The sequence below is a fragment of the Immundisolibacter sp. genome, assembly GCF_041625615.1.
Classification (GTDB): Bacteria; Pseudomonadota; Gammaproteobacteria; order Immundisolibacterales; family Immundisolibacteraceae; genus Immundisolibacter.
The window spans coordinates 1-9,995 of sequence record NZ_JBFJTF010000085.1; the positions used below are offsets into that span (position 1 = coordinate 1).

General features: G+C 70.5%; 10 protein-coding genes. 3 read left to right on the plus strand and 7 right to left on the minus strand.

All coding sequences use genetic code 11. The features are described from left to right. Positions 1–1,655 (minus strand): proline--tRNA ligase (locus ABYX71_RS07870; RefSeq protein WP_372695950.1); only part of this gene is annotated, 1,655 nt, incomplete at its 3' end. Positions 1,656–1,810: 155 nt separating this feature from the next. Continuing rightward, on the minus strand, positions 1,811–2,743 hold the full coding sequence (gene cysK, locus ABYX71_RS07875) for a cysteine synthase A (protein ID WP_372695951.1): 933 nt from the start codon (positions 2,741–2,743) through the stop codon (positions 1,811–1,813). Positions 2,744–2,887: 144 nt separating this feature from the next. On the opposite strand from cysK, the gene thiE reads away from it, so the two are divergent. Beyond that, positions 2,888–3,520: a thiamine phosphate synthase gene (gene thiE, locus ABYX71_RS07880; RefSeq protein ID WP_372695952.1), complete on the plus strand. Its 633-nt coding sequence runs from the start codon at positions 2,888–2,890 to the stop codon at positions 3,518–3,520. Positions 3,521–3,575: 55 nt separating this feature from the next. Beyond that, positions 3,576–4,853 (plus strand): glutamate-1-semialdehyde 2,1-aminomutase, encoded by a 1,278-nt coding sequence (gene hemL / locus ABYX71_RS07885; protein WP_372695953.1) that lies wholly within the window; start codon positions 3,576–3,578, stop codon positions 4,851–4,853. A gap of 8 nt (positions 4,854–4,861) precedes the next feature. On the opposite strand, the gene ABYX71_RS07890 is transcribed toward hemL, so the two are convergent. Both ABYX71_RS07890 and ABYX71_RS07895 read right to left on the minus strand, forming a co-directional pair. Then, a complete protein-coding gene (locus tag ABYX71_RS07890) occupies positions 4,862–5,410 on the minus strand; it encodes a metallophosphoesterase (RefSeq protein ID WP_372695954.1) in 549 nt (182 codons plus the stop codon). Positions 5,411–5,418: 8 nt separating this feature from the next. Continuing rightward, entirely contained in the window at positions 5,419–5,739 is a 321-nt protein-coding gene (locus ABYX71_RS07895; protein WP_372695955.1) for a cupin domain-containing protein, read from the minus strand. A 95-nt stretch (positions 5,740–5,834) separates the two neighbouring features. Here ABYX71_RS07895 and ABYX71_RS07900 point away from each other — a divergent pair, with 95 nt between their 5' ends. After that, positions 5,835–6,944 carry an LLM class flavin-dependent oxidoreductase gene (locus ABYX71_RS07900; RefSeq protein ID WP_372695956.1) on the plus strand — a complete coding sequence of 370 codons (1,110 nt, stop codon included), beginning with the start codon at positions 5,835–5,837 and terminating at the stop codon, positions 6,942–6,944. A 10-nt stretch (positions 6,945–6,954) separates the two neighbouring features. Here ABYX71_RS07900 and mutM read toward each other — a convergent pair whose 3' ends face one another. The 3 genes from mutM to ABYX71_RS07915 form a co-directional block, all read right to left on the minus strand. Then, on the minus strand, positions 6,955–7,776 hold the full coding sequence (gene mutM, locus ABYX71_RS07905) for a bifunctional DNA-formamidopyrimidine glycosylase/DNA-(apurinic or apyrimidinic site) lyase (protein ID WP_372695957.1): 822 nt from the start codon (positions 7,774–7,776) through the stop codon (positions 6,955–6,957). After that, positions 7,776–8,693 (minus strand): DUF4340 domain-containing protein, encoded by a 918-nt coding sequence (locus ABYX71_RS07910; RefSeq protein WP_372695958.1) that lies wholly within the window; start codon positions 8,691–8,693, stop codon positions 7,776–7,778. The genes mutM and ABYX71_RS07910 overlap by 1 nt, the downstream gene beginning before the upstream one ends. After that, on the minus strand, positions 8,693–9,995 hold a 1,303-nt coding region (locus ABYX71_RS07915; protein ID WP_372695959.1), incomplete at its 5' end, for a GldG family protein. The genes ABYX71_RS07910 and ABYX71_RS07915, both read right to left, overlap by 1 nt.

A 9,995-nucleotide genomic window follows, 5' to 3' on the forward strand; every position in this document is an offset into this window, starting at 1 on the left:
ATGTTCTCGGCGGTGTCGGCGCGGCGTGCCTTGTATTCGACCTGGCCTTCCTTGAGGCCACGGTCGCCAATCACCAGCCGGTGCGGAATGCCGATCAGGTCCATGTCGGCGAACATGACGCCGGGTCGTTCCGGACGGTCGTCGAGCAGCACATCGACGCCCGCGGCGGTCAGTTCCGCGTAGAGCTTGTCGGTGGCCTCGGCGACCGCCGGCGACTTGTGCAGGTTGATCGGCACCAGCGCCACTTCGAACGGTGCCAGCGCCTGTGGCCATACGATGCCGCGCGCGTCGTGGTTCTGCTCGATGGCGGCCGCCACCACCCGTGACACGCCGATGCCGTAGCAGCCCATGGTCATCACCGCCTCGCGGCCGTGTTCGTCCAGCACGGTGCAGGCGAGTTTTTCGCTGTAGACGGTGCCCAGCTTGAACACGTGCCCGACCTCAATGCCACGCGCGATGGCCAGCGGCCCGCTGCCATCCGGTGCCGGTTCGCCGGCCACGACGTTGCGGATGTCGGCGACTGCCGGCTCGGGCAGGTCGCGGGCGAAGTTGACGCCTGTCAGGTGATAACCGTGGGCGTTGGCGCCACACACGAAATCCGCCAGTGCGGCGGCGTCGCGGTCGGCGATCACCGGCCCCGGGAAGTCGACCGGCCCCACCGAGCCGAAGTCGCAGCCAAGCGCCGCCTGGACTTCGGCCGGGGTGGCGAACTGCAGCGGTTGCGCCAGCTGTGGCAGGCGCAGCGCCTTGACGGCGTTGAGTTCGTGGTCGCCGCGCAGCAGCAGCGCCACCAGGCCGCCGTCGGCGCCACGCAGTACGAGTGTCTTGACGATGCGCTCCGCCGGCACCCCCAGAAAGGCGCTGACTTCGGCGATGGTGTGCTGGCCGGGGGTATGCACGGATTCCCGCGAAGCCGTCGCCGGCGGGCGCTCTGGCGGCGGCGGCGCCTGGGTCAGTTCCACGTTGGCCGCGTAGCCGCCCTCGGAATACGCGATCGCGTCTTCCCCGGATTCGGCCAGCACGTGGAACTCGTGCGAGCTGGCGCCGCCGATGCTGCCGGTGTCGGCGGCCACGGCACGAAACGTCAGCCCCAGGCGGCCGAAGATGGCTTCATAGGCGGCGTACATTGCCGTGTAGGTTTCATCCAGGCTGTCGTCATCGCGGTGGAAGGAGTAGGCGTCCTTCATCAGGAACTCGCGCGCCCGCATCACACCGAAGCGGGGGCGGATCTCGTCGCGGAACTTGGTCTGGATCTGGTAGAAACAGGCCGGCAGCTGGCGGTAGCTGGTGACCTTCTGGCGCACGATGTCGGTGATCACCTCCTCGTGCGTGGGGCCGAAGCAGAACTCGCGGTGATGGCGGTCCTTGAAGCGCAGCAGTTCCGGGCCGTATTTCTCCCAGCGGGCCGATTCCTGCCACAGCTCGGCCGGTTGCACTGCCGGCATCAGCAGTTCCTGGGCGCCGGCGCGGTCCATCTCTTCACGCACCACCCGCTCGGCCTTGCGTAACACGCGCAGTCCGAGCGGTAACCAGCTGTAGATGCCTGTGGCCAGCCGGCTGATCAGGCCGGCGCGCAGCATCAGGCGCTGGCTGATGACCTCCGCGTCGGCCGGGTCTTCGCGCAGCGTGGCCAGCAGAAAGCGCGAGGTGCGCATGGGGACTCCTTGACGAAAGCGGCTGAACCGGAAGTGGCCGGCGGATGGCCGGCCGACAACCGCCGATTATCCGCCAAGCATGGCGTCAGCCGGAAAACCGGGGGTGGCCGCCGGGAGGGTTGGCGCCCCCCGGTCAGGTCGGTGGGTGTCCGACGTCAGACGTCGATATCGGCAAACAGTGCCGTGGACAGGTAGCGCTCGCCGGCCGACGGGATGATGGCCACGATGGTCTTGCCCGCGGCCTCCGGGCGCTTGGCGATCTGCTCGGCCGCCCACAGCGCGGCGCCAGAGCTGATGCCGACGAACAGCCCTTCCTCGACCGCGGCGCGACGCGCGTAGGCCATCGCGTCCTCGTTGGAAACCTGCACGATCTCGTCGATCACGCCGGTGTTCAGGATGGCGGGCACGAAGCCGGCGCCGATGCCCTGGATCTTGTGCGGCGCGGGCTTGCCGCCGGACAGCACGGGCGACGCCGACGGCTCCACGGCAATGGCCTTGAACGACGGCCGGCGCGATTTGATGACTTCCGACACGCCGGTGATGGTGCCGCCGGTGCCGACGCCGGAGATCAGGTAGTCAACGTTGCCGTCGGTGTCGCGCCAGATTTCCTCGGCCGTGGTCCGGCGGTGCACGTCCGGGTTGGCCGGGTTCTCGAACTGCTGTGGCATGAGGCTGCCGGGCCGCTCGGCCAGCAGTTCGCGGGCGCGCTCGATGGCACCGGTCATGCCTTTCTCGGCCGGGGTGAGCACGATTTCGGCGCCCAGCGCACGCAGCACCTTGCGCCGCTCGATGCTCATCGAGGCCGGCATGGTCAGCGTCAGCCGGTAGCCGCGCGCGGCGCAGACGAAGGCCAGCGCGATACCGGTGTTGCCCGAGGTGGGTTCGATGATCTCGCCGCCGGGCGCCAGGCGGCCGCTGCGTTCGGCGGCCTCGATCATGGACAGGCCGATGCGGTCCTTGACCGACGACAGCGGATTGAAGAACTCGAGCTTGGCCAGCACCGTGGCATCGCTTTTGATCATGCGGCGAATGCGCACCAGCGGCGTGTTGCCGATGGTCTGGGTGATGTCGTCGAAAATACGCGCCATGATGGCTTCCTCGTGCCGGCCCGGATGCGGGACTGGGAGCCCGATTCTAGGAACGGCCGCCGGCACAGAGCAAATGCGATTTAATGTCCCGCTTATGCCTTTTACTACGACACGTGTGCCCAGGGCTCCCCGAGCGCGATGGCGATGAACGCATCAACGGCCATCCGCGGCGTTTATGCGCTGGCCGACACTTCGCTGCTCGAGGACGCCGTCTTCCTGGAACGGGTGGAAGCGGCGCTGCGCGGCGGTGTGGCGGTGGTGCAGTACCGCGACAAGTCGACCGATGCCAGCCGCCGCCAGCACCAGGCATCGGCGCTGGTGAGCATGTGTCGGCGTCACGCGGCGGCGCTGATCGTCAATGACGATGTCGACCTCGCGCTGGCGGTGGGTGCTGACGGCGTGCACCTGGGCCGCGACGACGCCTCGCCGGCCCTGGCGCGGGTGCGCCTGGGACCGGCGGCGCTGATCGGCGCCACCTGTTACAACCGGCTGGAGCTGGCTGCGCCGGCGCTGGCCGCGGGTGCCGATCACGTGGCCTTTGGCCGGTTCTATCCGTCCAGCACCAAGCCCGGCGAGATTTACGCCAGCCTCGAACTGCTGCGCGTGGCGCGCGCGACGCTGGATTGTCCGGTGGTGTGCATCGGCGGTATCGGCGTCGACAACGCGGCGCCGCTGGTGGCGGCCGGCGCCGACGCGCTGGCGGTCGGTAATGCGCTGTTCGCGCCGGGAGTCGACAGCGAGCGCGCGGCCCGTGCCCTGGCCGCGCTGTGGGCGTGATGCGCGAACCGGCCTGACCCTGGCCTCGATTGACCGATTCTGAGGATTCCCTCCCATGCAGCTGTCCGATCAGTTTCTCGCCCGCGCGCTGGAAGTCATTCCCGGCGGTGTCAACTCACCCGTGCGTGCCTTCGGTGCGGTCGGTGGCCAGCCGCCGTTCATCGCCGAGGCGGCCGGGGCCCGTGTGCGCGACGTCGACGGCCGTGACTACATCGACTACGTGTGTTCCTGGGGCGCGGTGATCCTGGGCCACGCGGCGGCGCCGGTGGTGCAGGCGGTGCAGCAGGCGGCGGCGCGCGGGCTGTCCTTCGGCGCGCCGACCGCCGCCGAGGTGGGGCTGGCCGAAACGCTGTGCCGACTGGTGCCGGGGCTCGAACGGGTGCGGCTGGTCAATTCCGGCACCGAGGCCACCATGAGCGCCATTCGCCTGGCGCGCGCCGCCACCGGACGGCCGCTGCTGGTGAAGTTCGCCGGTTGCTATCACGGCCATGCCGACAGCCTGCTGGTGAACGCCGGTTCCGGCGCCCTTACCTTCGGCGTGCCCAGCTCGCCGGGGGTGCCCAGTGACGTTGCCGCGCTGACGCTGACTGCGCCCTACAACGACCTGGCCGCCGTCGAGGCGCTGTTCCAGGCGCGGGGTGCCGACATCGCGGCCGTCATCGTCGAGCCGGTTGCCGGCAACATGGGCTGCGTGTTGCCGCAGCCGGGGTTTCTGGAAGGACTGCGGCGGCTGTGTGACGGGCATGGCAGCGTGCTGATCTTCGACGAGGTGATGACCGGGTTTCGGGTGGCGCTCGGTGGCGCCCAGGCACGTTGCGGCGTGACGGCGGACCTGGTCACCCTGGGCAAGGTGATCGGCGGCGGCATGCCGGTCGGCGCCTACGGCGGGCGCGCCGACCTGATGGCGCAGATGGCACCGGCCGGGCCGGTCTACCAGGCCGGCACCCTGTCCGGCAATCCGCTGGCCACGGCGGCCGGCCTCGCCACGCTGGCGGTGGTGCAGCAGCCGGGTTTCTACGAGCGCCTGGAGGCCATCTCCGGCACCTTGATGGCGGGCCTTCAGGCGGCCGCCGATGCCGCCGGGGTGCCGTTTTCCACCGTGCACGCGGGCGGCATGTTCGGTTTTTTCCTGCGTGAGACGCCACCGCGGGACCTGGCGCAGGCGCAGCAGGCGGACGTGGCACGTTTCGGGCGGCTGTTCCGGGCGCTGCTGGAGGCGGGTGTGTACATGGCGCCGTCGGCCTTCGAGGCCGGTTTCGTCACCGCCGCCCATGACGATCAGGTGATCGAGACCACCCTGACGCGTGCCCGCGCCGTTTTTGCGGCGCTCTGAGGCCGGTCTCAGCCGGTCCGGCGCCGCTGGCCTGCCGCCCGCCGTCGCCTGGCCGGCGCGAGCGGGGGGAAACGGTGTTCGGTGATCTGCCAGTCGTGGCCGGCGTCCAGTACCAGGCAGGACGGCCCGCCGCCGGTGCGCACGCGTCCGCCGGCGCCGGGATTCAGCAGCCAGGGCAGGGTGTCTTGGTCCCGCACCAGGCGATGGCTGTGGCCGTACAGCACGGCGCGGGCGTTGCCGTGGCTGGCCCGCAGCCGGGGGTGGCGCCGGGCGGCGCCGTGGCGGTGGCCGTGCTCGACCGTGAGCAGGCCACCCGGCAGGGGCACGGCCAGCTGATCGGGCAGGCCGGCGAGCGTCGCGGCCGCGCCGAGCCACTTGCCGGGCACGTCGTTGTTGCCGCGCACGGCCAGCACCCCGCCGGCGGCGGCCGCCAACCGGTCCAGCACGTCGTCCGAGCCAATGTCGCCGGCGTGCACCGCCAGCTGGCACTCCCGCGCCAGTTCGGCAATGCGCGCGTCGAGCACGCCGTGGGTGTCGGCCAGCAGCAGGATCCGCACCGGGCGTCTCAGGTGGGCCAGAACAGGGCCAGCCAGACCGTCGGCGTGTCGGTGGCCTCGACCCGGTGGCGGCAGTGCGCGGGCAGTTCCAGCCAGTCGCCGGCACGCAGGCAGTGGGTCACCGTGCCGTCCGGGGTGTCCAGCGTCAGCTCCGCCCGGCCGTGCAGCAGCACCACCAGTTCGTGTTCGGCCTGGTCGTACCAGAAGCCCGGCGGACTGGCCTGGCCGGTGGATACGATGCGTTCGACGCGCAGGCCCGGACGGGTGAGCAGGGCATCCACCCGTTCCGCAGCCAAGGGCCCGGGCGGCAGGTCGGCGAGCAGGTTCATGCGGCGCGTTATACCCTGAGTCCGGCGCTCACGGCGCTGTGCCTGCCGTCCGGGCGCCGACGCGCAGTCGCATCGAAACGGAGGAGACACCCGGCATGGCCATTCCCAGCGGCCGCAGCGGCCATCCCTTGTTCGATCCCGGCCAGCGCATCAAGCTGGGCATTTTCGGCAGCAACGTGAGCAACGGCTGCACCATCAGTACGGCCGAGTCGTCGTTCCGACCGACCTGGGAGCAGAATCTCGCGCTCGCGCGGCGGGCCGAGGCCCTGGGCTTCGACCTGCTGGTGCCGGTCGGGCGCTGGAAGGGCTTCGGTGGCGCGACCGACTTCAACGGCGAGTGCCTGGAGGTCTACACCTGGGCTGCGGCACTGGCCGCCGTGACCGAGCGCATCCACATCGTCGCCACGTCGCATGTGCCGACCGTGCATCCCATCGTGGCCGCCAAGCAGGCCGCCACCATCGATCACATCAGTGGTGGCCGCTTCGGCATCAACGTGGTGTGCGGCTGGTTCACGCCGGAGATGGAGATGTTCGGCGTGCAGCAGTTGCCACACGACGACCGCTACGCCCGCGCCACCGAGTGGATTCACGTGTGCAAGCGGCTGTGGCAGGAACAGGATTTCGATCATGCGGGCGGGTACTACCGAATCAAGGCGGGCTACTTGCGGCCCAAACCGGTTCAGCAGCCGTACCCGCTACTGATCAACGCCGGTGTTTCTCCGGCGGGAATCGATTACGCCGCGCGGGAAATGGACGTCAGTTTCTGCCTGATCGACGACCTGGCGCGTGGCCGCGAAACGATTGCCCGCATTCGCCAGCGGGCAGCCGGCTATGGCCGTGAGCTGGGCATCATGACCTCGGCCGCGGTGGTGTGCCGCAGCAGCGAGGCCGAGGCCCGCGCGGTCTGGGATCACATCGTCGCCCACGGCGACCGGGCCGCGCTGGACAACCTGCTGACGACGTTCGGCGTGCACAGCCAGTCCATGGACCCGGCTCAGGCGCGGGCCCTTGCCGAGCGCTTCATCGTCGGCTGGGGCGGTTATCCGTTGGTCGGTACACCGCAGCAGGTGGCCGAGGAAATCGGACGCCTGGCCGACATCGGCGTCGACATCCTGCTGCTGTCCTGGCTGGACTATGTGCCGGAACTCGACTATTTCGGCGAGCAGGTGTTGCCGCGGCTCAGGGACCTGGGACTGCGCGCCTGAGCCGGACTTGTCAGCGCTGACATACCGGGCACCAGAAGGTCGAGCGCTGGCCGAGCCGCTGTTCGCGGATCGGCGTGCCGCAGACCCGGCATGGTGCCCCGGCGCGGCCGTAGACAGACAGTTCCTGGGCAAAGTAACCGGGCAGGCCGTCGCTGTTGGAGAAGTCTCGCAGCGTGGTGCCGCCGGCGGTGATGGCCTCGGTCAGCACCGCCTGGATGGCGGCCGCCACACGCCGGCAGGCCGGGCGGCTGAGGGCAGATGCGGGCTTGTTCGGGCGGATGCCGGCGCGAAACAGCGCCTCGCTGGCGTAGATGTTGCCGACGCCAACCACCACGCCTGAGTCCATCAGGAACAGCTTGACCGCCGCCCGGCGGCCGCGCGAGGCGGCATGCAGGTGGGCACCGAGCGCCTCGGTATCCAGCTCCAGCGGCTCCGGGCCCAGCCGGGCCAGCAGCGCGTGCGCGGCCGGCGTGTCGCCGGCGAACAGGATGCTGCCGAAACGGCGCGGGTCGCGCAGGCGCAGACACTGGCCGTCGTCGAGCAGGATATCGACATGGTCGTGCCTGAGTGCCGGCGTGCCGGCCGGCAGCACGCGCAGGCTGCCGGACATGCCCAGGTGCAGCAGCAGGTGCCCGCGATCGGTGGCCAGCAGCAGGTACTTGGCGCGGCGCTGTACCGACTCGATGCGCGCGCCGGGCAGGTGCGTGGTCAGTTCCGGCGCCACCGGCCAGCGCAGCGCGGCGTTGCGCACCACCGCCCGGGTGATGTGGCGGCCGACCAGCAGCGGCTCCAGGCCGCGGCGGGTGGTCTCGACCTCCGGCAGCTCCGGCATCAGGCGCCGGCGTCGTCCGCTGCCGTGGGTGCGGCGTGGTCGTGGTCGTGGTGCGGGGGGGCGGCGGCGGGCGGCTGCGGGGCTTGCTGCGGCAGTTCCAGCAGGCGTTGTCCCTGGTTGTCGCTGAAGCGGTAGCGCACCGGCGTGTCACGGCGGTACAGCAGCCACTCGTCGCCGTCGCGGACGATGCCCAGATCGAGCGCGCCGCCGTCCCACTCCAGGCGCAGCGGCTTGGCGTCGCCCGGCAGCTCGCCGGCCGGTTCCACGTCCATGGCGTAGGCACGCTGCCATTCCTCGACCAGCGCAGTGATGGCATCGGCGCCGATCGCCGGCGGCGGCGGGTCGAGCTGCCAGCCGGTGTCGGCCCGGCTCAGGGTGAGGTCCGGCAACTGCAGGCCGGTCAGCGTCACGCCCTCGGGCAGCAGGCGGCGGTCAACCCAGTCGACCCACTGCGAGGCGGCATGGTGGTAGTAGCGGTCCTCGATCAGGTGCACGGTGTCGCCGACACGCACGTAGCGGCGCAGCCCGACCGGATTGGTCAGGCCAAAGGCGATTTCGGTGTCGTCGAACACCACGCGTGTCTGCGGCGGCTCGACGCCGAAGGCGTTGTCCTGGTCGTCGGCCGGCGCAAGCTGGGCGGCACTGGGCGCGGTCAGCAGCTCCAGCAGTGTCCGGACCCGGAAGGGCTGCGCGCGCAGGCGGGGTTGCTCGATGAACCAGGTCTCGCCCTCACGCTGCAGGGCGAACGGCTCGCCGCGCGGCGGATGGAACGCGATGTGCGCGACGCTGCCGGGATCGAGCGCGGTGAGCCTGGTCGCCGGGGGCGGTGGTGTCTTGCCGGGCTGCTGCCAGGCGATCGCCGCCAGGAGAGCGACGATCAGCACCAGCGCCAGGTTGAGCCACAGCCGTCCGCGCATCAGCGCCCCCGGCGCCGCAGCCACACACCGACGCCGCCGGCGGCGAAGGCGGCCGGCAGGCCGAACAGGAAGCCAAAGCCGATCAGCAGGCTGTCGTCCCGCGACAGGGCAAGTTCGGTGTCCGGCGCCACGCGCGGCGGGATGTTGACGAAGCTGTCGTCGGCGGCCAGCCAGTTCACCAGGTTCAGGCCCAGGTTCAGGTTGCCGCCGTTGCCGATGTAGGCATTGGACAGGAAGTCGCCGTCGCCGATGACCACCACCCGCTGTTCCCGTTCGCCGTGTGGCCGGGTGAAGGCGGTGGCCAGCACGACCGGTCCCTGCCGATCCTGCCCTTCGTCAAAATCGACGGTGTCGGTCAGCGGTCCGGTTTCCGACCAGCCGGACACGGCGATGTCGATCAGGTCGGTGGCGGTCCACGGCTCGCCGGCATCGTGTTCCAGGCCGGCGGCCAGCGGAAACAGCGTGGTGAACTCGAAGCCGGACAGGGACTGATGGAAACGGTAGTTGTCCGGACTGGCGACGGCGAAATGGGCGCTGCCGGCGATGACCTGGCCGACCGGGTCGATGAGCGTGCCCGGCACCAGGCGCAGGCCCAGGTGTGCGGCAATCGGTTCCAGACCGTGCAGCGGGCCGGGGTCGGCCAGCCACAGCAGATTGCCGCCGGCGTCGAGGAAACGCTCGATGGCGGCCACCTCGCCCTTGCCGAGTTCCACCTGCGGGGCGCTGATCACCAGCGTGGCGTCGGGCGGAAAGTCGCTGCCGGTGGTCGGGTCGGCGCGGTGGGCCTGCACACCCTGATCGCGCAGGGCCGCCGCGAACGTGGACAGGTCGTGGTTGGCCTCGCCGTCCGGGCTGCGCTCGCCGTGGCCGGTGAGGAATACCAGTGCGCGTTCGCCGCTGCGCGACAGGCGCATCAGGGCGTTGGTGACGGCCTGTTCGTCCAGCTGTTCGAGCTTCTCGCGCCGGCCGTCGAGTTCCAGCAGCAGCGTGCCGTCGGCGCGGATGCCCAGTTCCTTGACCCGTGCCGGCGCCTGGTCGGGGTTGACGTACTCGACCGTGAACCGCGGCGAGGCGGCAGCGTAGCGCTGCAGCAGGTCGTCGATGTCGGCGCGCAGCGGCGGGTTGGGGCGCAGGAACACGGTGGCGGCAACCGGCGCCGGCAGCGTGTCCAGTACCTGCCGGCTGGCCTCGGACAGCGAGTTGCGGCCGCTGGCGGTCCAGTCGAAGCGCTGATCGTAGCTGTGGGCCAGGTAACCGAGCAGGCCGATCACCGCCACGAACAGCAGCAGCGACAGCAGCCCC